The sequence below is a fragment of the Pseudomonas crudilactis genome (assembly GCF_013433315.1).
Lineage (GTDB): Bacteria > Pseudomonadota > Gammaproteobacteria > Pseudomonadales > Pseudomonadaceae > Aquipseudomonas > Aquipseudomonas crudilactis.
Genome location: NZ_WXVV01000007.1, coordinates 77,654 through 99,696 on the forward strand (window position 1 = coordinate 77,654; position 22,043 = coordinate 99,696).

21 protein-coding genes and 2 pseudogenes are annotated in these 22,043 nt (G+C 59.2%); 15 read left to right on the top strand and 8 right to left on the bottom strand.

Annotation, left to right across the window (positions count from 1 at the left end; genetic code table 11):
• Positions 1 to 131 precede the first annotated feature (131 nt).
• Positions 132 to 983 (bottom strand): glycine betaine ABC transporter substrate-binding protein, encoded by an 852-nt coding sequence (locus GTU76_RS09640; RefSeq protein WP_016987515.1) that lies wholly within the window; start codon positions 981 to 983, stop codon positions 132 to 134.
• A gap of 286 nt (positions 984 to 1,269) precedes the next feature.
• Here GTU76_RS09640 and GTU76_RS09645 point away from each other — a divergent pair, with 286 nt between their 5' ends.
• Positions 1,270 to 2,865: a glycoside hydrolase family 17 protein gene (locus GTU76_RS09645; protein ID WP_180698505.1), complete on the top strand. Its 1,596-nt coding sequence runs from the start codon at positions 1,270 to 1,272 to the stop codon at positions 2,863 to 2,865.
• Between the two features lie 97 nt (positions 2,866 to 2,962).
• Here GTU76_RS09645 and GTU76_RS09650 read toward each other — a convergent pair whose 3' ends face one another.
• Positions 2,963 to 3,331, bottom strand: coding sequence for a hypothetical protein (locus GTU76_RS09650; protein ID WP_180698506.1), 369 nt, complete (start codon positions 3,329 to 3,331; stop codon positions 2,963 to 2,965).
• Positions 3,332 to 3,555: 224 nt separating this feature from the next.
• Between GTU76_RS09650 and GTU76_RS09655 the strand changes: the two genes are divergently transcribed.
• Both GTU76_RS09655 and GTU76_RS09660 read left to right on the top strand, forming a co-directional pair.
• Entirely contained in the window at positions 3,556 to 4,854 is a 1,299-nt protein-coding gene (locus GTU76_RS09655; RefSeq protein WP_016987510.1) for a serine protein kinase PrkA, read from the top strand.
• The gene (locus GTU76_RS09660; RefSeq protein ID WP_175554974.1) at positions 4,847 to 5,635 is read left to right on the top strand and encodes an MlaA family lipoprotein; all 789 of its coding nucleotides are present in this window, start codon (positions 4,847 to 4,849) and stop codon (positions 5,633 to 5,635) included. Before GTU76_RS09655 ends, GTU76_RS09660 begins: the two co-directional genes overlap by 8 nt.
• Positions 5,636 to 5,763: 128 nt before the next feature.
• On the opposite strand, the gene GTU76_RS09665 is transcribed toward GTU76_RS09660, so the two are convergent.
• The gene (locus tag GTU76_RS09665) at positions 5,764 to 6,678 is read right to left on the bottom strand and encodes a DUF808 domain-containing protein (RefSeq protein ID WP_016987508.1); all 915 of its coding nucleotides are present in this window, start codon (positions 6,676 to 6,678) and stop codon (positions 5,764 to 5,766) included.
• Between the two features lie 135 nt (positions 6,679 to 6,813).
• Here GTU76_RS09665 and GTU76_RS09670 point away from each other — a divergent pair, with 135 nt between their 5' ends.
• On the top strand, positions 6,814 to 7,419 hold the full coding sequence (locus tag GTU76_RS09670) for a TetR/AcrR family transcriptional regulator (protein ID WP_007919931.1): 606 nt from the start codon (positions 6,814 to 6,816) through the stop codon (positions 7,417 to 7,419).
• Positions 7,420 to 7,533: 114 nt separating this feature from the next.
• Here GTU76_RS09670 and GTU76_RS09675 read toward each other — a convergent pair whose 3' ends face one another.
• Positions 7,534 to 7,992: an REP-associated tyrosine transposase gene (locus GTU76_RS09675; RefSeq protein WP_016987507.1), complete on the bottom strand. Its 459-nt coding sequence runs from the start codon at positions 7,990 to 7,992 to the stop codon at positions 7,534 to 7,536.
• A gap of 213 nt (positions 7,993 to 8,205) precedes the next feature.
• The gene (locus tag GTU76_RS09680; protein ID WP_180698507.1) at positions 8,206 to 8,646 is read right to left on the bottom strand and encodes a GlcG/HbpS family heme-binding protein; all 441 of its coding nucleotides are present in this window, start codon (positions 8,644 to 8,646) and stop codon (positions 8,206 to 8,208) included.
• Positions 8,647 to 8,914: 268 nt separating this feature from the next.
• Between GTU76_RS09680 and gcl the strand changes: the two genes are divergently transcribed.
• The 8 genes from gcl (at position 8,915) to GTU76_RS09720 (ending at position 18,632) form a co-directional block, all read left to right on the top strand.
• Positions 8,915 to 10,690: a glyoxylate carboligase gene (gene gcl / locus GTU76_RS09685; protein ID WP_007919935.1), complete on the top strand. Its 1,776-nt coding sequence runs from the start codon at positions 8,915 to 8,917 to the stop codon at positions 10,688 to 10,690.
• Between the two features lie 179 nt (positions 10,691 to 10,869).
• Complete coding sequence (gene hyi / locus GTU76_RS09690) at positions 10,870 to 11,652, top strand: hydroxypyruvate isomerase (RefSeq protein WP_180698508.1); 783 nt, start codon at positions 10,870 to 10,872, stop codon at positions 11,650 to 11,652.
• Between the two features lie 160 nt (positions 11,653 to 11,812).
• Positions 11,813 to 12,706: a 2-hydroxy-3-oxopropionate reductase gene (locus tag GTU76_RS09695; protein ID WP_007919937.1), complete on the top strand. Its 894-nt coding sequence runs from the start codon at positions 11,813 to 11,815 to the stop codon at positions 12,704 to 12,706.
• 161 nt (positions 12,707 to 12,867) lie between these two features.
• A complete protein-coding gene (locus GTU76_RS09700) occupies positions 12,868 to 14,142 on the top strand; it encodes a glycerate kinase type-2 family protein (protein WP_180698509.1) in 1,275 nt (424 codons plus the stop codon).
• Positions 14,139 to 15,554, top strand: coding sequence for a pyruvate kinase (pyk, locus tag GTU76_RS09705; protein ID WP_180698510.1), 1,416 nt, complete (start codon positions 14,139 to 14,141; stop codon positions 15,552 to 15,554). Before GTU76_RS09700 ends, pyk begins: the two co-directional genes overlap by 4 nt.
• A 214-nt stretch (positions 15,555 to 15,768) precedes the next feature.
• Positions 15,769 to 16,683 (top strand): urea transporter, encoded by a 915-nt coding sequence (locus GTU76_RS09710; RefSeq protein WP_175554977.1) that lies wholly within the window; start codon positions 15,769 to 15,771, stop codon positions 16,681 to 16,683.
• 21 nt (positions 16,684 to 16,704) lie between these two features.
• Positions 16,705 to 17,529, top strand: a complete 825-nt coding sequence (locus GTU76_RS09715; protein WP_016987501.1) for an ion transporter — start codon at positions 16,705 to 16,707, stop codon at positions 17,527 to 17,529.
• A gap of 104 nt (positions 17,530 to 17,633) precedes the next feature.
• On the top strand, positions 17,634 to 18,632 hold the full coding sequence (locus tag GTU76_RS09720) for a sulfate ABC transporter substrate-binding protein (RefSeq protein WP_016987500.1): 999 nt from the start codon (positions 17,634 to 17,636) through the stop codon (positions 18,630 to 18,632).
• Between the two features lie 243 nt (positions 18,633 to 18,875).
• Here GTU76_RS09720 and GTU76_RS09725 read toward each other — a convergent pair whose 3' ends face one another.
• Positions 18,876 to 19,496 carry a DUF5666 domain-containing protein gene (locus tag GTU76_RS09725; RefSeq protein WP_180698511.1) on the bottom strand — a complete coding sequence of 207 codons (621 nt, stop codon included), beginning with the start codon at positions 19,494 to 19,496 and terminating at the stop codon, positions 18,876 to 18,878.
• A gap of 243 nt (positions 19,497 to 19,739) precedes the next feature.
• On the opposite strand from GTU76_RS09725, the gene GTU76_RS09730 reads away from it, so the two are divergent.
• Positions 19,740 to 20,927 carry an MFS transporter gene (locus GTU76_RS09730; RefSeq protein WP_180698512.1) on the top strand — a complete coding sequence of 396 codons (1,188 nt, stop codon included), beginning with the start codon at positions 19,740 to 19,742 and terminating at the stop codon, positions 20,925 to 20,927.
• A 66-nt stretch (positions 20,928 to 20,993) separates the two neighbouring features.
• On the opposite strand, the gene GTU76_RS09735 is transcribed toward GTU76_RS09730, so the two are convergent.
• Complete coding sequence (locus tag GTU76_RS09735) at positions 20,994 to 21,398, bottom strand: type II toxin-antitoxin system HicB family antitoxin (RefSeq protein WP_099758378.1); 405 nt, start codon at positions 21,396 to 21,398, stop codon at positions 20,994 to 20,996.
• Positions 21,398 to 21,610 (bottom strand): type II toxin-antitoxin system HicA family toxin, encoded by a 213-nt coding sequence (locus GTU76_RS09740; RefSeq protein ID WP_180698513.1) that lies wholly within the window; start codon positions 21,608 to 21,610, stop codon positions 21,398 to 21,400. Before GTU76_RS09740 ends, GTU76_RS09735 begins: the two co-directional genes overlap by 1 nt.
• A gap of 167 nt (positions 21,611 to 21,777) precedes the next feature.
• Between GTU76_RS09740 and GTU76_RS30530 the strand changes: the two are divergent.
• Together GTU76_RS30530 and GTU76_RS29960 are read left to right on the top strand one after the other, a co-directional pair.
• Positions 21,778 to 21,895: pseudogene (locus GTU76_RS30530) on the top strand (SDR family oxidoreductase); the annotation flags it as partial.
• A 26-nt stretch (positions 21,896 to 21,921) separates the two neighbouring features.
• A pseudogene (locus GTU76_RS29960) lies at positions 21,922 to 22,035 on the top strand (LysR family transcriptional regulator); the annotation flags it as partial.
• Positions 22,036 to 22,043 lie beyond the last annotated feature (8 nt).

Below are 22,043 nucleotides of genomic sequence, written 5' to 3' on the forward strand. Positions count from 1 at the left end.
TTCCGGTACACACAAAACAACTGTAGGAGTGAGCCTGCTCGCGATGGCTTCGTATCAGTCGACATTTTCATCAACTGACAGGACGCTATCGCGAGCAGGCTCACTCCTACAGGGGTACAGCGGTGTGGTGGTTATTTGGTCCAGTCAGCCACGCGATCCGGGTGCTTGGCGACCCAATCTTTCGCCGCTGCGTCAGGCTTGGCACCGTCCTGAATCGCCAGCATGACTTCGCCGATTTCGTCTTTCGACGCCCACTGGAAGTTCTTCAGGAACTTGGCCACTTCCGGTGCTTTGGTCGCCAGCTCTTTGCTGCCGATGCTGTTTACGGTTTCAGCCGCGCCATACACGCCTTTCGGGTCGTCGAGGAAGCGCAGTTTCCACTTGGCGAACATCCAGTGCGGCACCCAACCGGTGACGGCGATGGATTCGTTTTTCTTCTCGGCACGGGTCAGCTCGGCAATCATGCCTGCGCCGGAACTGGCCTTGAGCGAGTACTTGTCGAGGCCATAATCCTTGATCGCCTGGTCGGTCTTGAGCATCACGCCTGAACCGGCGTCGATGCCGACGATGCGGTTTTTGAAGGTGTCATCGGTTTTCAGGTCTTCGATCGACTTGGCTTTCACATACTCCGGCACGATCAGGCCGATTTTCGCATCCTTGAAGTTCGGGCCGTAATCGACGACCAGATCCTTGTTCTTCGTCCAGTATTCGCCGTGGGTCACGGGCAGCCAGGCCGAGAGCATGGCGTCGAGTTTGCCGGTGGCCACGCCCTGCCACATGATCCCGGTGGCGACGGCTTGCAGTTTCACGTCGTAGCCGAGTTTCTGCTTGATCACTTCGGCGGCCACGTGGGTGGTCGCGACGCTGTCGGACCAGCCGTCAACGTAACCGATGTTCAGGGTCTGTTTTTCTGCACTGGCGAACGTGGAACTCATCGCAAGCACCAGAGCAGCACTTGCGCCTAAAAGTCGTCGCATCTTCATCGTTACTTCCCCGAAATGCTGCGCCCGACGGATGACGGGCGGCGTCAACGTATTGTTATGGTGCACGGCGCCCCCATCACGCCTGACCGCAAACTCGTTAGAACATCAGCGGAGTACTGACACTTCGATCATCGACCTGACGACAATAGCGACCTGCTCTGCCAGCGACCTCAAGACAACGAGAAACGACATCACAAGGCCATTAATGGCGTCTGGATATTTGACGCCAGACAATCCGCCCGAACTTTGCATGGGCAAATCATGCGAGCCACCAACCCCTCTATAAATGCAGGTAACATGCGTCGCTTTGCAGCCACTCGGCCTGACCATGTCCGCGACTTCCCGCTTTCCCTTTCTGCCGTATCTTTTCGCCTGCCTGCTTGGGCTGTTTGCCCTCGGGGGCTTCTGGTACGGCCTCGGCCAACCGGTGATCCTGCCGGACGCTGCGACCCCGACGCATAAATTGCAGTGCGCTTCCTATACCCCATTCGATAAAGATCAGTCGCCGTTCGACGTGCCGTTCAAGCTGCGCCCGGAACGCATAGACGCCGACCTCGCATTGCTGGCGACTCGCTTTGAGTGCATTCGTACCTATTCGATGACGGGTCTGGAGGCGTTGCCGGATCTGGCGCGCAAACATGGCCTGAAATTGATGATCGGCGCTTGGGTCAACAGCAACCCGGTGGACACCGAGAAAGAAGTCGATCTGCTGATCAAATCGGCCAATGCCAACCCGGACGTGGTCAGCGCGGTGATCGTCGGCAACGAAGCCTTGCTGCGCAAGGAAGTCACCGGCGCGCAACTGGCGAAGCTGATCAATAAGGTCAAAAGCCAGGTCAAGCAACCGGTGACGTACGCCGATGTCTGGGAGTTCTGGCTCAAGCATCCGGAAGTCGCGCCAGCGGTGGATTTCCTGACCATCCATTTGCTGCCGTACTGGGAAGATGATCCGTCGAACATCGACGTCGCCCTGCAACACGTCGCGGATGTGCGCCAAGTGTTCGGCAATAAATTTGCGCCGAAAGACGTGATGATCGGCGAAACCGGCTGGCCGAGCGAAGGCCGCCAGCGTGAGACCGCCCTGCCGAGCCGGGTCAACGAGGCCAAGTTCATTCGTGGTTTTGTCGCAATGGCCGAGAAGGAAGGCTGGCATTACAACCTGATCGAAGCGTTTGACCAGCCGTGGAAGCGCGGCAGCGAAGGTGCGGTTGGCGGTTATTGGGGCCTGTTCGATGCCGATCGTCAGGACAAAGGTGTGCTGGCCGGGCCGGTGACCAACGTGCCGTTCTGGAAGGAATGGCTGGCGGTCGGCGGGTTGATTTTCCTTGGCACACTGATCCTTGGCGGTCGCGCTCGTACGACACGCTCGGCGCTGGTGTTGCCGCTACTGGGCGCCCTCGCCGCTTGTTCGATTGGCGCCTGGGGTGATCTGGCGCGGGTGACCACGCGGTTTGCCAGTGAGTGGCTGTGGGTCGGTTTGCTGACCGCGTTGAACCTGTTGGTGTTGGCGCATGCGGCGCTGACGCTGAGTGCTCGCACTGGCTGGCGTCAACGGGCGTTCAATCTGCTGGAACGTCGCGCTGGCTGGCTGGTCGCGACGGCAGGTTTTGCCGCTGCGGTGATGATGCTCGAGATGGTCTTCGATCCGCGTTATCGCAGTTTTGCAAGCATGGCGTTTGTGCTGCCGGCGCTGGTTTATCTGTGCCGCCCGGTGAGCGTGCCGCGTCGCGAGATTGCGTTGTTGACGTTTATTGTCGGTGCGGGGATTGCACCGCAGTTGTATCAGGAAGGGTTGCAGAATCAGCAGGCGTGGGGGTGGGCGTTGGTGAGTGGCTTGATGGTCGCTGCTTTGTGGCGCTGCCTGCGTGTTCGCAGCTTCTGATCTTCAGAGTGGCATCAGGCCTCTTCGCGAGCCTGCTCGCTCCCACAGGAGAATGCATTCCAAATGTGGGAGCGAGCTTGCTCGCGAAGACTGACTGTCAGGCGCTACGGGACTCGCGGACCAGCCGCAAGCCGGCAATCACCAACGCAAACACCGCCAACGTGGTGTTGTACAACGCCAGTGCCGGCGCCCCAAACACCAGCGCCAACACCGCCAGCCACCACCCTGCCCGCCCGGGCACGACAAAACCGATCAGCGCCGCGCCGAGCGCCGTCCAGCCCATTACCTTGAAGTGAATCATCAACCCAAGGTTGGAACGCACCTGGCATTCCCAGCGACTGGCCTCATCCACGCAGATACCGACCCACTGCCCGTCCTCCATAAAGCCATAACGCGCGCCATAACTGGCAGCCAGCCACAACGGCAACAGAACAAGCAGCACAATCAAGGGCAAGCGGCGGGACATGAAGCACTCCAATCATGAGAAATCGGCGGCCAGCTTAATCTGCCGTCATGCATACGCAAGCGCTAACAACACTTAACTGTTCATTCAGACCGTGCAAAGTGTATCGTCCAGCTACTATTACTCCGAATTCTGCCTGTTTGGTGCCGCAGCATGGCACTTTGGCGCAAACCCGGTGGTCATAGCCTGCGAACTTCATTCGGCACCTTCCTCTAAGGGATCTAGTCATGCTCCGTTCCTTGCGCTTCGCCGCGCTGTTCAGCGGCCTTATTTCGAGTGCGTCCGCACTGGCGGTGGATATCGACGCCGCCAGTTATGGCTATCCCCTGACCAATCCGTTCGAGGCGACCATTGCCACGACCCCGCCGGACTTGCGCCCGGAATTGCCGCTGGACGATGACATCAATCAGTCAGACCGCAGCGTCACTCTGCGTCCGGAGCGCGAATTCATCCTGCCGGACAATTTCTGGCCGGTGAAAAAGCTGACCTACCGCATCGCCGAACAGGACAAACCGGCGCCGCTGATATTCCTGATCGCCGGTACGGGTGCGCGCTACGACAGCACGCTCAACGAATACCTGAAAAAGCTCTACTACAAGGCTGGCTACCACGTCGTGCAATTGTCCTCGCCGACCAGCTTCGACTTCATCAGCGCCGCTTCACGCTTCGCCACACCAGGGGTGACCAAGGAAGACGCTGAAGACATGTATCGGGTAATGCAGGCAGTACGTGCGCAAAACCCGAAGGTGCCAGTCACTGAGTACTACCTCACCGGCTATAGCCTCGGCGCCCTCGACGCCGCGTTCGTCGCTCACCTGGATGAAACCCGTCGCAGCTTCAACTTCAAGAAAGTCCTGCTGCTCAACCCACCGGTCAACCTCTATACCTCGATCACCAACCTCGACAAGCTGGTCCAGACCGAAGTCAAAGGCATCAACAACAGCACCACGTTCTATGAGCTGGTGCTGGCCAAGTTGACCCGCTACTTCCAGCAAAAAGGTTACATCGACCTGAACGACGCGCTGCTCTACGACTTCCAGCAGTCCAAGCAGCACCTGAGCAACGAGCAGATGGCGATGCTGATCGGCACTTCGTTCCGCTTCTCGGCAGCCGACATTGCCTTTACCTCGGACCTGATCAACCGTCGCGGCCTGATCACCCCGCCGAAATTTCCGATCACCGAAGGCACCAGCCTCACGCCGTTCCTCAAGCGTGCGCTGCAATGCGACTTCGACTGCTACCTGACCGAGCAGGTTATCCCGATGTGGCGCGCGCGCACCGATGGCGGCAGCCTGCTGCAACTGATCGATCAGGTGAGCCTGTATGCGCTCAAGGATTACCTGCATGACAGCCCGAAAATCGCCGTGATGCACAACGCCGACGACGTGATCCTTGGTCCGGGCGACCTCGGTTTCCTGCGCAAGACCTTCGGTGATCGCCTGACTGTTTATCCACTGGGCGGCCATTGCGGCAACCTTAACTACCGCGTCAACAGCGACGCCATGCTGGAGTTCTTCCGTGGCTAAATATCTCCTGCTGATTGCAGCGCTACTCTGCGCAGGCGTGGCCCAGGCCGACAACAGTAAAGCCAACGCGCCCGTGGTGGTCGACAGCGACGGCTTCAAAGAGCCGCTGTCCAAACTCAAGTTCAACCCGGGACTGGATCAACGCGAGTTCGAGCGCTCGACGCTCAACGCGCTGAACGTCTACGACCCGCTGGAATCGTGGAACCGCCGGGTCTACCACTTCAACTACCGCTTCGACCAATGGGTGTTCCTGCCGGTGGTCGACGGCTATCGCTACATCACCCCAAGCTTTGTGCGCACCGGGGTGAGCAACTTCTTCAACAACCTCGGTGACGTGCCGAACCTGGTCAACAGCCTGTTGCAGTTCAAGGGCCAGCGCTCGATGGAAACCACCGCGCGGCTGCTGCTCAACACCACCATCGGCATTGCCGGCCTGTGGGATCCGGCCACCGCCATGGGCCTGCCGCGTCAGAGCGAAGACTTCGGTCAGACGCTGGGCTTCTATGGGGTGCCGGGGGGTGCCTATTTCGTGCTGCCGATCTTCGGCCCGTCGAACATCCGCGATACCGCAGGCCTGGCAGTGGATTACACCACCGAATCGGCGATCAACTTCCTCAACGTCTCGGAAGTCAGCTCCAACCACCCGGAGATCTGGGCTCTGCGTGCGGTCGACAAACGCTACCAGACCAGTTTCCGCTACGGTCAACTGAACTCACCGTTTGAGTACGAGAAAGTACGTTACGTCTACACCGAGTCACGCAAACTGCAGATCGCCGAGTAAAAACGGTTGCCACAAAACACTGTGGGAGCGAGCTTGCTCGCGAATGCGGTAGTCCAGTCAATATTTAAGTCGACTGATACTCCGCTTTCGCGAGCAAGCTCGCTCCCACATTTGCTTTGTGTCGCTGGTTAGCCCTTCACGGTTTTCCAGATTTTGCCGACGACAGAAACCACCGCCAACACCACCGCGCCAGCGATGATCCCCGCGACACCATTGAGCAACATCGGCACCGCAAACCCGGCACTGCCAGCCGCCGCGCCAACACCCTCAATCCAGTGATGCAGCACTGGCACGCCATGGGTGAGGATGCCGCCGCCGACCAGGAACATCGCCGCCGTACCGACCACCGACAAGGTCTTCATCATGTACGGTGCGGCGCTGAGAATGGCGCTGCCGATTTTCTTCGCGAACTGCCCAGGCTTCTGGGTCAGCCACAAACCGAGATCGTCGAGCTTGACGATGCCCGCCACCAAGCCGTAAACGCCAACCGTCATGACGATGGCGATACCAGACATCACGATCACTTGCTGCGTCAACGAAGCATCAGCCACGGTGCCCAAGGTGATCGCAATGATTTCTGCAGACAGGATGAAGTCAGTGCGAATCGCACCTTTGATCTTGTCCTTTTCATAGGCCACCAGATCGGTCGCTGGATCAGCAACGGCCTCAGTCAACTGCGCGTGCCCTGCTTCATCTTCTGCTTCGCTGTGCAAAAACTTGTGCGCGAGCTTCTCGAAACCTTCGAAACACAAGTAAGCACCGCCGACCATTAGCAGCGGTGTCACCAGCCACGGCACGAACGCACTGATCGCCAGCGCCGAGGGCACCAGAATCAGTTTGTTGACGAACGAGCCCTTGGCCACGGCCCAGACCACGGGAATTTCCCGCTCGGCACGCACGCCGGAGACCTGCTGGGCATTGAGCGCCAGGTCGTCGCCGAGCACGCCGGCGGTCTTCTTGGCGGCCATTTTGCTCATCAACGCCACGTCATCCAGCACGGTGGCAATATCGTCGACCAGCACCAGCAAACTGCTTCCTGCCATGAATCCTGTTTCCTTTTATGTGTGAATGTTGCGAAGCATAACGCGACCACAGACCACACGGGGCATTCTTGAGCGCTGCGCGAGGCCGGTGCTACCATGCGCAACCGCCAGAACAGGCAAGGAACCACCGGGTTTATGAGCACAATCCGCGAGCGTAACAAAGAACTGATCCTGCGTGCCGCCAGCGAGGAGTTTGCCGACAAGGGCTTCGCTGCGACCAAAACCAGCGACATCGCCGCCAAGGCGGGATTGCCCAAGCCCAACGTCTACTACTACTTCAAGTCCAAGGAAAACCTCTACCGCGAGGTATTGGAAAGCATCATCGTGCCGATTTTGCAGGCTTCGACCCCGTTCAATCCGGACGGCGTACCGAGCGAAGTGCTGAGCGGCTACATCCGCTCGAAGATCCGCATCTCCCGCGACCTGCCCTTCGCCTCGAAAGTATTCGCCAGCGAAATCATGCACGGCGCCCCGCACCTGAGCGCCGACCTGGTCGAGCAGCTCAACGGCCAGGCCAAGCACAACATCGACTGTATTCAGAGCTGGATCGACCGCGGCCAGATCGCCCCGATCGACCCCAATCACCTGATGTTCAGCATCTGGGCCGCAACCCAGACCTACGCCGACTTCGACTGGCAGATTTCTGCAGTCACGGGGAAGGACAAGCTGGACGAGGCGGATTATGAAGCGGCGGCGCAGACGATTATCCGCTTGGTGCTGAAAGGGTGTGAGCCGGACTGATAGACCGCGGTGACTGCTTCGCGAGCAGGCTCGCTCCTACATTGGATCTGTGGCGTTCACAAATCCCCTGTGGGAGCGAGCCTGCTCGCGAATGGCGGCAACACAGAATAACGCTCAAACCCAAATCGCATCCCACAGCGGATAGTCGCCAAGCTTCTTAACCAAACCAGCCCGCAACGGGTTAGCCACGATATACCGAGCCAACTTCACCAAATCTTCTTCTCTGCGCAATGCACGATCATGAAAGCCTGATTGCCAAAGACTGGCCTGTCGACCCGTCGAGAGATTCACGGCTTTGGTGCTGAGGGATTTTGTACGCTGCATCAACTCGCCGAGCGAACCGCGCTTCAATTCAATCAGCCAATGAAAATGATCTGGCATGACAACCCAGGCCAACGTACTGGCAATGCCCATTTCCTCTGCGACGCTAAATTGGCTGGCGACCAATCGACCCAGTGCAAAGTCGCTGAAAACAGGCTGCCTTCCCGCCGTATTGGTTGTCAGCAGGTAGATGCGGTTGTGTTCGGAGTAACGACCGATGCGCAAACGATTTGAAGCAGATAGATTCAGCATTCCTTTGCCTTTTCATGTCCTGATCATGAAAAGGCTAGTTCGGAGATTGTCGGACCAAGCGTCAGACTTTTAGCAAGATGTGTTTTTGAGATCGTATTCGCGAGCAGGCTCGCTCCCACAGGGAGCATGGGTATTCAGACATTTTGTGTCTGAGCACAAATCCAATGTGGGAGCGAGCCTGCTCGCGAAGGCGGTTAATCAGACGCTACAAAATCAAGCAGCCACCCCCGCATCCGCCCGCAACTCCAACGCCTCCACCGCCCTGATCGCCACCTGCTCATCAATATCCGACAAATCCCCGCTAATCCCGATCGCGCCCAGCACGTTACCCGCCTGATCCCGAATCAACACACCACCCGGTGCCGGCACGACGCTGCCCTGACCCATGCTGTTGAGTGCGGCAATAAACGCCGGGCGTTGTTGTGCATCCAGTGCCAGCAGGCGCGAGCCTTTACCCAGGGCGATGGCGCCCCAGGCTTTGCCGATGGCGATGTTCGGGCGTAGCAGGCTGGAGCCGTCTTCGCGTTGCAGGGTGATCAGGTGGCCGCCGGTATCGAGTACCGCGATGGTCAGCGGCGCGGCGTTGATGCCGCGCCCTGCGTTGATGGCTTCGTTGACCAGGTTGACTGCGACTTTCAAGGTTAAAGCGCTCATGGTGCCGTCCTCATTTTGTTATAGGGAAAGTCGTGGGCCTGCGGTTTTCTGCCGCAGGCCGATGCAACAAATAGAACACAATGAGTTATTTTTTTGTATACAATAATTCTCGAAAAGCGCCACATGCGACGAAAAGCCACAGTCAGAAAGGCTTCCGACGAATGAAACAGGCGCTTGAGAAAATGGATTGACCTGCGCCGTCCGCCGTGAATACACTCTGCGCAAAGCCACTTGTATACAATTACAAAACGTAAAGAGGCACAAAACCATGAGCAAAATGAGAGCAATCGAAGCCGCCGTTCTGGTGATGCGCCGTGAAGGGGTTGATACCGCTTTTGGCATCCCGGGCGCTGCCATCAACCCGCTGTACTCCGCCTTGCAGAAGGTCGGTGGCATCGATCACGTCCTTGCTCGCCACGTTGAAGGCGCCTCGCACATGGCCGAGGGCTACACCCGCACCAAGGCCGGCAACATCGGCGTGTGCATCGGTACTTCCGGCCCTGCCGGTACCGACATGGTCACCGGGCTCTACAGCGCCTCGGCCGACTCGATTCCAATCCTCTGCATTACCGGCCAGGCACCCCGCGCCCGTATGCACAAGGAAGACTTCCAGGCTGTCGACATCACCAGCATCGTCAAGCCAGTCACCAAGTGGGCGACCACTGTTCTGGAACCGGGCCAGGTGCCTTACGCGTTCCAGAAAGCGTTCTTTGAAATGCGCTCCGGCCGTCCTGGCCCCGTGCTGATCGACCTGCCGTTCGACGTGCAGATGGCCGAGATCGAATTCGACATCGACGCCTACCAGCCGCTGCCGCTGGCCAAACCGACTGCGACCCGCGTTCAGGTCGAGAAGGCTTTGGCTTTGCTGGATCAGGCTGAGCGTCCATTGCTGGTGGCCGGCGGCGGCATCATCAACGCCGACGCCAGCGATCTGCTGGTTGAATTCGCTGAGCTGACCGGCATCCCGGTGATCCCGACCCTGATGGGCTGGGGCACTATCCCGGACGATCACCCGCTGATGGTGGGCATGGTTGGCCTGCAGACTTCGCACCGTTACGGCAACGCGACCATGCTGAAATCCGACGTGGTGTTGGGTATCGGTAACCGTTGGGCCAACCGTCACACCGGTTCGGTTGACGTTTACACCGAAGGTCGCAAGTTCATTCACGTCGACATCGAAGGCACGCAGATCGGTCGTGTGTTCACGCCGGATCTGGGCATCGTTTCCGACGCCGCTGCAGCACTGACCGTGTTCATCGAAGTAGCGCGTGAATGGCAAGCCGCCGGCAAGCTGAAAAACCGCAGTGCCTGGCTGCAAGACTGCCAGCAGCGCAAAGCCAGCCTGCACCGCAAGACTCACTTCGACAACGTGCCGGTCAAGCCGCAGCGCGTTTACGAAGAAATGAACCAGGTGTTCGGCAAGGACACCTGCTACGTCAGCACCATTGGTCTGTCGCAGATTGCCGGCGCGCAGTTCCTGCACGTCTACAAGCCGCGTCACTGGATCAACTGTGGCCAGGCCGGCCCGTTGGGCTGGACCATTCCGGCAGCGCTGGGCGTGGTGAAGGCCGATCCGAGCCGGAAAGTCGTGGCCCTGTCGGGGGACTATGACTTCCAGTTCATGATCGAAGAACTGGCGGTCGGCGCTCAGTTCAAACTGCCGTACATCCACGTCGTGGTGAACAACTCGTACCTGGGTCTGATCCGTCAGGCACAGCGCGGGTTCGAAATGGACTACTGCGTGCAGCTGTCCTTCGATAACCTGAACGCGCCGGAACTCAACGGTTACGGTGTTGACCACGTCGCAGTGGCTGAAGGCCTCGGCTGTAAAGCGCTGCGTGTGTTCGAGCCATCGGAAATCGCCCCTGCCCTGCGCAAGGCCGAACAGATGATCGAAGAGTTCAAGGTGCCGGTGATCGTCGAGATCATTCTGGAGCGTGTGACCAACATCTCCATGGGTACCGAGATCAACGCTGTCAACGAATTCGAAGACCTGGCGCTGGTCGGCAACGATGCGCCAACGGCGATTTCGCTGCTTGATTGACTGCTTTTAGCCCCCTCTCCCCTTGGGAGAGGGCTGGGGTGAGGGAAAGGTTTTGCGGTGCTCGCACAATCGGGATCAGACTCAGGATTCCCCCTCACCCTAACCCTCTCCCCCAGGAGAGGGGACTGATCGCGTTCAGTCTGACCAACCGTGTCACATCCGTTTTTCAGGAGACCACCATGCCGCGTTTCGCAGCCAACCTGTCCATGCTCTTCACCGAACAGGATTTCCTTGCCCGTTTCGACGCCGCCGCCAAGGCTGGTTTCAGCGGTGTCGAGTACCTGTTCCCGTACGACTTCAGCTCCGCTGAAATCAAGGCCAGGCTCGATGCCAACGGTCTGACCCAAGTGCTGTTCAACCTGCCGGCCGGTGACTGGGCCAAGGGCGAGCGCGGTATCGCGTGCCTGCCGGATCGGGTCGAGGAGTTCCGCGCCGGTGTTGATCTGGCGATTGCCTACGCGCAAGTGCTGGGCAACACCCAGATCAACTGCCTGGCCGGTATCCGCCCGCAAGGCGTAGACGATGCCACCGTGGAAAAGACCTTCGTTGCCAACCTCAAATACGCGGCTGACAAGCTGCAGGCAGCGGGCATCAAACTGGTGATGGAAGCGATCAACACCCGCGACATCCCGGGCTTCTACCTGAACAACACGGCGCAAGCCCTGTCGATTCGCGAACAGGTCGGCAGCGCCAATCTGTTCCTGCAATACGACATCTATCACATGCAAATCATGGAAGGCGATCTGGCCCGCACCCTGCAATCGCACATGGGCGAGATCAACCATGTGCAGCTCGCGGACAACCCGGGACGCAACGAACCAGGCACCGGTGAAATCAACTACCGCTTCCTGTTCGAACACCTCGACCGCATCGGTTATCAGGGTTGGGTGGGTTGCGAATACAAGCCGCTGACCACCACCGAAGCAGGCCTCGGCTGGCTGAAAACCCATAACGCAATCTAAGAACACTGCAAAACCCTGTGGGAGCGAGCCTGCTCGCGAATGCGGTGGTTCAGTCAACACGGATATTGAATGTTCCACCGCATTCGCGAGCAGGCTCGCTCCCACACAAAAGTAGCTCCCTTTTTGCTTGAAGCAGCAATAAAAACAAGAGGATTTTCTCATGGCTAAAATCGGATTTATCGGCACCGGCATCATGGGCCACCCAATGGCTTCGAACCTGCAGAAAGCCGGTCACAGCCTGTTCCTGTCGGCGCACCACGACGCCGCCCCGGCCGACCTGGTGGCCGCTGGCGCCGTCGCCCTGGCCAACCCGCGCGAAGTCGCGCAGGAAGCTGAATTCATCATCGTCATGGTGCCGGATACCCCACAGGTAGACGACGTACTGTTCCGCGCTGACGGCGTTGCCGCTGGCCTGAGCAAAGGCAAAATCGTTATTGACATGAGCTCGATCTCGCCGACAGCGACCAAAGCGTTCGCGGCGAAGATCAACGAGAAAGGCGCGCAATACCTCGACGCACCGGTATCCGGTGGTGAAGTCGGCGCCAAAGCCGCGACCCTGAGCATCATGATCGGCGGCGACGCCGATGCCTTCGAACGCGCACTGCCGCTGTTCCAGGCCATGGGCAAGAACATCACCCTGGTCGGTGGCAATGGCGACGGTCAAACCGCCAAAGTCGCGAATCAGATCATCGTCGCCCTGAACATTCAAGCCGTTGCTGAAGCCCTGCTGTTCGCTTCGAAAAACGGTGCTGATCCAGCCAAGGTGCGTGAAGCACTGATGGGTGGTTTCGCCTCCTCGAAGATCCTTGAAGTGCACGGCGAGCGCATGATCAAAGGCACCTTCGATCCAGGCTTCCGCATCAGCCTGCACCAGAAGGATCTGAACCTGGCCCTGCAAGGCGCCAAGGAGTTGAACATCAACCTGCCGAACACCGCCAACGCCCAGCAAGTGTTCAGCACCTGCGCAGCGATCGGTGGCAGCAACTGGGATCACTCGGCGCTGATCAAAGGTCTGGAGCACATGGCCAACTTCTCGATTCGCGACAACAAATAAAGCCACTGCCCCACCGCTTAAACCTGTGGGAGCGAGCTTGCTCGCGAAGAGGGCGTGTCAGTCGACATGGATATTGACTGATCCACCGCTTTCGCGAGCAATCTCGCTCCCACAGGGATCTCTACCGCCCTTTCGAATAACAAGAATTCCGGGAGCCCGCCATGTCGGTCGATCCGCAACAACTGCTGCGCGAGCTGTTTGCCACAGCCATCGACGCGGCCCATCCGAACCAGGTCCTCGAAGCCCATCTGCCTGCCGATCGTAGCGGCCGGGTGATCGTCATCGGTGCCGGCAAAGCCGCCGCCGCGATGGCGCAAGTGGTCGAGCGCAACTGGCAGGGAGAAGTCTCTGGCCTGGTTGTGACCCGTTACGGTCACGGCGCCCCGTGCGAAAAAATCGAAGTGGTCGAAGCCGCGCATCCCGTCCCGGACGCTGCCGGTCTGGCCGTGGCCAAACGCGTGCTCGAGCTGGTCAGCAACCTGACTGAAGAAGACCGCGTGATCTTCCTGCTCTCCGGTGGCGGCTCTGCCCTGCTGGCGTTGCCGGCCGCAGGCATCACCCTCGCCGACAAGCAATCGATCAACAAAGCCCTGCTCAAATCCGGCGCGACCATCGGCGAGATGAACTGCGTGCGCAAGCACCTCTCGGCGATCAAGGGCGGACGACTGGGCAAGGCCTGCTGGCCTGCGACTGTCTACACCTACGCTATTTCCGATGTACCGGGCGACCTCGCCACGGTCATCGCGTCCGGCCCGACCGTGGCCGACCCAAGCACCTCCGCCGAAGCGCTGGCGATCATCAAGCGCTACGGCATCGAGATTCCCGCATCCGTGCGCAACTGGCTGCAAAGTCCTGAGTCGGAAACCGTCAAACCCGGCGACCCGAGCCTGGCGCGCAGTCACTTCCAGTTGATCGCCCGCCCGCAGCAATCGCTGGATGCCGCTGCGGTGAAATGCCGTCAGGCCGGTTTCAGCACGCTGATCCTTGGCGATCTCGAAGGTGAGTCGCGCGAAGTGGCGAAAGTCCACGCCGGCATCGCCCGCCAGATCATCAACCATGGCCAGCCATTGGCAGCGCCGTGCGTGATTCTCTCCGGCGGCGAAACCACCGTGACCGTGCGCGGCAACGGCCGTGGCGGACGCAACGCCGAATTCCTTCTGAGCCTGACCGAAAATCTCAAAGGCCAGCCGGGCGTCTATGCCCTGGCGGGTGACACCGACGGCATCGACGGCTCGGAAGACAACGCCGGCGCGATCATGACCCCGGACAGCTACTCCCACGCCGCCGCACTCGGTTTGAGCGCCAGCGACGAGCTGGATAACAACAACGGTTACGGCTATTTCGCGGCGCTCGATGCACTGATCGTCACCGAGCCGACCCGCACCAACGTCAACGACTTCCGCGCCATTCTGATCCTTGAGAACTGCAAATCATGACGCCTGATAAAAAGGTCAAAATCCTCGCTACCCTCGGGCCTGCTGTCGATGGCATCGAAGACATCCGTGAACTGGTCGAGGCCGGGGTGAATATCTTCCGCCTGAACTTCAGCCACGGCGATCACGCCGACCACGCCAAGCGCTACCAGTGGATCCGCGAAGTCGAGCGTCAGCTCAACTACCCGCTGGGCATTCTGATGGACTTGCAGGGGCCGAAACTGCGCGTCGGCAAGTTCGCTGACGGCAAGGTGCAGCTGCATCGCGGTCAGGCCTTTCGTCTGGATCTGGACGTGACGCCGGGCGATGAGCGCCGAGTGAATTTGCCGCATCCGGAAATCATCGCGGCGCTGGAAGCGGGCATGGATCTGCTGCTCGACGACGGCAAACTGCGTCTGCGCGTAGTGACCAAGTACGCCGACGCGATCGATACCACCGTGCTTAATGGCGGCGAACTGTCGGACCGCAAAGGCGTCAACGTGCCGCAAGCGGTGCTCGACCTTAGCCCGCTGACCGCCAAGGACCGCCGTGACCTGAGCTTCGGGCTGGAGCTGGGCGTGGACTGGGTGGCGCTGTCGTTTGTGCAGCGTCCGCAAGACATCCTCGAAGCCCGCGCGCTGATCGGCGACAAAGCCTTTTTGATGGCGAAAATCGAGAAGCCTTCCGCCGTTGAACAACTGCGCGAAATCGCGGAACTGAGTGACGCGATCATGGTGGCTCGCGGTGACCTCGGCGTTGAAGTACCCGCCGAAAGCGTGCCGCAGATTCAGAAAAACATCATCACCACCTGCCGTGAACTCGGCAAACCGGTGGTAGTAGCGACACAGATGCTTGAGTCGATGCGCTTCTCCCCTGCCCCGACCCGCGCCGAGGTAACGGACGTTGCCAACGCCGTGGCCGAAGGCGCTGACGCGGTGATGTTGTCGGCAGAAACCGCGTCCGGCGAATACCCGCTGGAAGCTGTGCAGATGATGAGCAAGATCATTCGTCAGGTTGAGAACGGCCCGGATTATCAGACCCAGCTCGACGTCAGCCGGCCGAAGGCTGAAGCGACCGTTTCCGATGCGATCAGCTGTGCGATCCGGCGTATCAGCAACGTGCTGCCGGTGGCGGTGCTGGTCAACTACAGCGAGTCGGGTGCATCGAGTTTGCGTGCGGCGCGGGAACGGCCGAAAGCGCCGATCCTCAACCTCACGCCGAACCTGCAAACCGCACGGCGTTTGAGCGTGGCGTGGGGCATTCATTCGGTGGTCAACGATCGTCTGCGTCAGGTCGATGAGGTTTGCTCAACCGCGCTGGAAATCGCCCAGGCACAAGGCATGGCCGAGCGTGGTGACACGCTGCTGATCACTGCCGGCGTGCCGTTCGGGCAGCCGGGATCGACTAACTCGCTGCGGATCGAAACATTGATTTAAGCCACACCGTTTCAAGCTCAAAAAGCACCTGGGGGAATAGCGGTAATTCCTTCAATCAAAATGCTTGAGCGCTACAACTGGCCTCATCGCCAGCAGGCTGGCTCCCACATGGGTTTTGTGTCGTTCACAAGATCAAGACTGAACAGAGATTCAGTGTGGGAGCCAGCCTGCTGGCGATGCAGGCGCCTCGGTTTCACTGACTTTCAGAACTGCCATGCCTGCCAATCATTTCAACACCCACTGCCCCGACTGGGCCGAGGCTTTGCTCAACGGTTTCAGTCAGATATTCCTCCAGCGCCATCCGCTGTGCGGCCTCCTGTGCCTGTTGGCGATCCTGCTCACTGCACCGGTGCTGTTCGCCGGTGCGCTGCTCGGTGCCGTCGCCGGTTTGCTCACCGCGCAACGGCGCAACTACGCCAAGGCTGATCGCCAGGCCGGGTTGTTCAGCTACAACGGCATTTTGCTTGGCCTGCTGCTGAGCCTGTATTTCCCATGGTCACCGCTGCTGCCACCGCTGATTCTCGCAGCCGGCGGACTGAGCGCGATGGCCACGCAACAATGGCTCAAACATGTGTACCGCAGCCGCTCGATTCCGGCCTACACCTCGCCGTTCGTGGCGCTGAGCTGGATCCTGCTGTTGTTCGCCGAACCGTCGGCGCCGATGGCGCACATCGAGATGAACACGCTGAACCTGCTCGCCGCTGAACTGCGCGGTTTGGGCCAAGTGATGTTCCTCGGTCACCCACTGGCCGGCGCATTGATCGCCATCGGTTTGCTGATCGCTGATCGCCGGGCGTTTTGCTGGGCGCTGCTGGCGTCGGCGATCGGCCTCGGCTCCAGTCTGCTGCACCACGAAACCAGCGCTGCACTGTTAGGCCTCGGCAGCTACAACGCCGTGCTCGCCGCCCTCGCCTTTTCCGCCCAACGCCAACAACCGTGGCTGCCGCTGCTCGGTATCGTCCTCGCGCTGCTGGTCACGCCGCTGTTTGCGGCGGTCGGCCTCGCGACGTTGACCGCGCCGTTTATCCTCGCCGGCTGGCTGATCCGCGCCGGGATTCAGACGCTCGGCAAAAACCCGGTCGAGCGTGCGCCTTGCGCTCATGGGGAGAATCAACCTAGGCTGCGCTGATCTTCGATTCAGGCGTTATCCATGGACAGCAGCAACAGTTGGCGCGAACGGCTTTACGTGATGATTTTCCAGAGTGACACCCTCGCCGGGCGTCGCTTCGACGGCATCCTGCTGTTGATCATCCTCGCCAGTCTGGTGATCGTGATGCTCGACAGTATCGACAGCATTCACCAGAACTATGCGGACGTGCTGGCCTACATCGAGTGGGGCTTCACGATCATCTTTCTCGGCGAGTACATCCTGCGCCTGTACTGTTCGCCCAAGCCGTTGCGCTACGCCTTCAGCTTTTACGGGCTGGTGGACTTGCTGGCGATCGTGCCCGGCATCCTCGCGCTGTATTACAGCGATGCGCAGTACCTGCTGATTATCCGGATCATTCGGATGTTGCGGATCTTCCGTGTGCTCAAGCTCAGTCCGTACCTCAAGCAAGCCAATTACTTGATGTCGGCGCTGCGTGGCAGCAAGCAGAAAATCGTCGTGTTTCTGGTCAGCGTCTGCACGCTGGTGACGGTGTTCGGCACGCTGATGTATGTGATCGAAGGCCCCGAGCATGGCTTCACCAGCATTCCCAAAGGCATCTATTGGGCTATCGTCACGCTGACCACCGTGGGCTTCGGCGACATTGTGCCGAAGACCCCGCTGGGTCAGGTGATTTCGTCGCTGGTGATGATCACCGGTTACTCGATCATCGCCGTGCCGACGGGGATTTTCACCGCCGAACTGGCCAACGCCATGCGCGGCGAACAGCTGCAACACGACTGCCCGGTGTGCAAGAAAAACAGCCATGAACACGGCGCCGCGTTCTGCTCGCGATGTGGCAATGCACTCTTCAAGAAACTGGAATAAGCACAGAGCTTTTTAATCTTTAAACGACTATGCGCGCCCCGTTATAGTCAGTGGCAATTGAACATCACCCCCTGCTTCTACACCGATAAAACAAGGAATGCGCAGTGAAAAAACTCTTTGGCGCCTCACTTCTCGCCGCCGGCCTGGCCTTGGCCAACCTCGCCCAGGCAGCCCCGACGCTGCTCAACGTTTCCTACGACGTGATGCGCGATTTCTACAAGGACTACAACACTGCGTTCCAGAAACACTGGCAAGCCGAGCACAACGAAAACATCACGGTGCAGATGTCCTTCGGCGGTTCGAGCAAGCAAGCGCGCTCGGTCATCGATGGCCTGCCGGCTGACGTCATCACCATGAACATGGCCACCGACATCAACGCCCTCGCCGATAACGGCAAACTGGTACCGGAAAACTGGGTCACGCGTCTGCCGAACAACAGCGCGCCGTTCACCTCGGCCACTGTGTTCATCGTCCGCAAAGGCAACCCGAAAGCGCTGAAAGACTGGCCGGATCTGCTCAAGGACGGCGTGCAAGTGATCGTGCCAAACCCGAAAACTTCGGGTAACGGCCGCTACACCTACCTGTCGGCCTGGGGTTATGTGCTGAAGAACGGCGGCGACGAGAACAAGGCCAAAGACTTCGTCGGCAAACTGTTCAAGCAAGCGCCGGTACTGGATACCGGTGGCCGCGCGGCGACTACGACGTTCATGACCAACCAGATCGGCGACGTGCTGGTGACCTTCGAAAACGAAGCGGAGATGATTGCTCGCGAGTTTGGCCGTGATCAGTTTGAAGTGATCTACCCGAGCGTTTCTGCTGAAGCAGAGCCGCCGGTGTCCGTGGTCGATAAAGTGGTCGACAAGAAAGGTTCGCGTGCGGCGGCGGATGAGTACCTGAAGTACCTGTGGTCGCCGGAAGGCCAGGAGATTGCGGCGGCGAACTACCTGCGTCCGCGTGATCCGGCGGTGTTGGCGAAGTACACTGATCGTTTCCCGAAAGTTGATTTCCTTTCGGTGGAGAAGACCTTTGGTGACTGGCGTACGGTGCAGAAGACTCACTTCAATGATGGTGGGGTTTTCGATCAGATTTACAGTGGGCAGTAAGGTTTAAGCTGACATGAAAAAGGCGATCCACTGAGGTCGCCTTTTTTTGTGGCCGCTTTACCCTCACCCCAGCCCTCTCCCAGAGGGAGAGGGGGCCAACCGAGGTGTCTGGCGAGTTACATCGACCTGAAAGACCTTATCGATTATGGATTCGGCACCGCAGTTTCATGTCGGCGTATTCCTTCAGCATCCCCCAATCAGTCCCCTCTCCCTCCGGGAGAGGGCTAGGGTGAGGGTCTGCTTTTACATCGGCGGCGTCACCCCATCCTTCCCCGCAGAAATCGATTGCGCCGTCAGCGTGCCATCCGCACTCTGCGTGACGAACGTAACGATCTTCACCCCAACCTTCAGCAAGCTCCGATCCCCCGGCACCAAATTCACAATCGGCACATCCTCCGGCACCAGAATCTTCTGCTGCCCGCCCTTGTAGTTCACCGTGAGCACCCGCCCGTTGCTCACCACCAGATCGCCGACGCTGCCATTGGTCATGCTGCTGCCCTTGGCCAGATCGAACGGCCGATGCCCGTCGCCGCTACCCGCCAGCTCCGGCGGAAACACATGCACCTCCAGCGCCTTGAGCGTGCCATCCTCTTGCGGCATCGCCGCCGAACCGATGTAACTGCCGGGTTTGATGTCTTCGATATTGGCCAGGGTGACCGCGCGAACTTTGGTGTCGCCGGTCAGCTGAATCAACACGTTCTCGCCGCTGTTGACGTGGACTTTCAGGCTGTCGGTATTGACCCCGGTGATCTCTCCGCGCACACCGATGCGCATCCCCGGGGCATCGGCGGCCTGCACGCTCGTCGCGCCGAGCAGGGTGATCAAGACAATCGTTGCGGTGTGGCGAAGCTGCTGACGAAACATTGCAATCCTCCGGTCATCAATGTTGAACAAGCCCGATGCAAACATAAGCACGCTATCGAACGGGATGTAAGTGAATGTATCATCGACCCCCTACGGTCGGACGCAAGGTCCGCCGATGAATGACACGCCGCTAGCATCCTGTCATTGCGCAACGGAATAACTGATATCAACCGCCGGCGTCTTCTGCCCTTGCGGATTAATCCTTAGCCTCACCGCATCCCTTTCGCTGGATCGAGAAACGATATGACCGCCACAACCCACACAATGACCCGAGGCATGGTGCTGCTGTTCGCCTTCTGCTGCGGCGCCATCGTTGCCAACATCTACTACGCACAGCCAATCATCGGCCTGATCGCGCCGGACATCGGCCTCTCCGACACCATGGCCAGCTTCATCGTCTCGCTGACGCAGATTGGTTATGCGCTGGGCCTGTTTTTCCTCGTGCCGCTGGGTGATCTGCTGGAGAACCGCCGGTTGATGATCATCACCACCGTGGTGGCGATTGCCAGCCTGCTGGCGGCGGCGTTTACCGATCAGCCGAACGTGTTCCTGCTGATCTCGTTGCTGGTGGGCTTCAGTTCGGTGTCGGTGCAGATCCTGATTCCACTGGCGGCGCATCTGGCGCCGGAAGAATCCCGTGGCCGGGTGGTCGGCGGGATCATGGGCGGTTTGTTGCTGGGTATCCTGCTGGCGCGGCCGGTGTCGAGCGTGGTCGCCGATCATTTGGGCTGGCGGGCGATGTTCATGATTGCCGCTGCACTGATGGCGGCAATCAGCGTGGTGCTGGCGTTGACAGTGCCCAAGCGCCAGCCGGATCACAGCGCTACGTATGGCCAATTGATCGGTTCGCTGTGGACGTTGCTGCGCCAGCAACCAGTACTGCGCCAACGGGCGTTTTACCAAGGCTGCATGTTCGCCACGTTCAGCCTGTTCTGGACCGCAGTGCCGCTGGAACTGGCGCGCAACCATGGCCTGTCGCAAAGCGAAATTGCGATCTTCGCCCTGGTCGGTGCCATCGGTGCCATCGCCGCGCCGATCAGCGGACGCCTGGCTGACGCTGGCCATACTCGCATCGCTTCGCTGCTGGCGATGATATTTGCCAGCCTGAGCTTCCTGCCGGCGTTCATTCACCCCGCCTACAGCGTGATCGGCCTGGCGGTGACCGGCGTGGTGCTCGACTTCTGCGTGCAGATGAACATGGTCCTCGGCCAGCGCGCGGTGTATTCGCTGGACGCGAAAAGCCGTGGCCGGCTGAATGCGCTGTACATGACCAGCATCTTCATAGGCGGCGCCTTCGGCTCGTCGGTGGCCAGTGCGGTGTATGAGCATGGCGGCTGGTTGTGGATCGTGATTGTCGGCAGTGTGTTTCCGCTGTTGGCGTTGTTGCGGTTTTTGAGTGTTGCGCAGCGTGGTTCATTGGCGACGGCGTAAGGCAAAAGCTTCGCGAGCAGGCTCGCTCCCACAGGTTATTCATTGAGCCTGGGGGAGCGATGAAGCTTAATAACGAACCAGTTTCTCCATCGCCGCATCCGCCAGAAAGGAGGAGCGGCTTTTGACGTTGTGTTCGCGCACATAACGATCGATGCGCTGAATCACATAACCGGGCAGCGTTACGTTGACCTTCTCGGTCTTGCCGAGATAGGGCGAAATGTCCAGCTCGAGCATGCCCCAACCCATGTCGGCAAAGTCCGGATTACTGCGATGAGCGGATGCCGAAGTCGGCATAGGAATCGACTCCCCGTCCGCCGCAATCTCCTGCAGCATGATGTGGGCGACTTCAACCGCCGCGTTGTAGGCATCTTCAAAGCTATCCCCTGCTGTAACGGCGCCGGGAATATCGGGGATCTGAATACCGATGGCAGTGTTCTCGTCTCCCCACTCGATACAGATTGGATATTGCATTATGGATCTCCTTCGAAACTGGCTGGCAGGTTGTACAACCCGGCACGTCTCCTGATGCTTTTGACTGTCCCCAACGGCAAATCCTTTTTCGGATGAGGAACGGGAATCGTGTAAGGGTTGTAACGGTGCCTGAAAATGTGATGACTGCCGGTAATCCGGTCCAGCGTCCAACCCGCCTCCTCCAGCTCCTTGATCAATAACCTGCTTTGCACCAATCGCCTCCTTGCCCCGGCCCATTAAAAGTAACCCTAGAGTTATCTTTACTCAAGCACGAAAATCCACAGAGCGACGTCCGGTTGTTTTACAGAGTGTGATTGATTGCATCGCAACCGGACCCAATCACACTCAGCGGCTCAGATCCAGAGCCCTGAACAATAGAAGACCAGAAGAGATTGCTATGGCAATGGCGGTTTCTACCTGCAGAACAGGGTGGCTTCATCACCGGGCAGACATTGTTCGTCGATGGCGGCGCCTCGGTCGGTAAAGCCTCGTTTTAATCAACAACACGACTCCCCTGTAGGGGTGGACGCTGCCGGATCAGGGTTTGTGGGCGGTGTTTCCGACGGGGCGGATGGCGAGTGCCAAGGCAAGGGCGATTGTTGAGTGTGTCCACGGGCTTCTAGTGAGCAACCATTGACGCGTAAC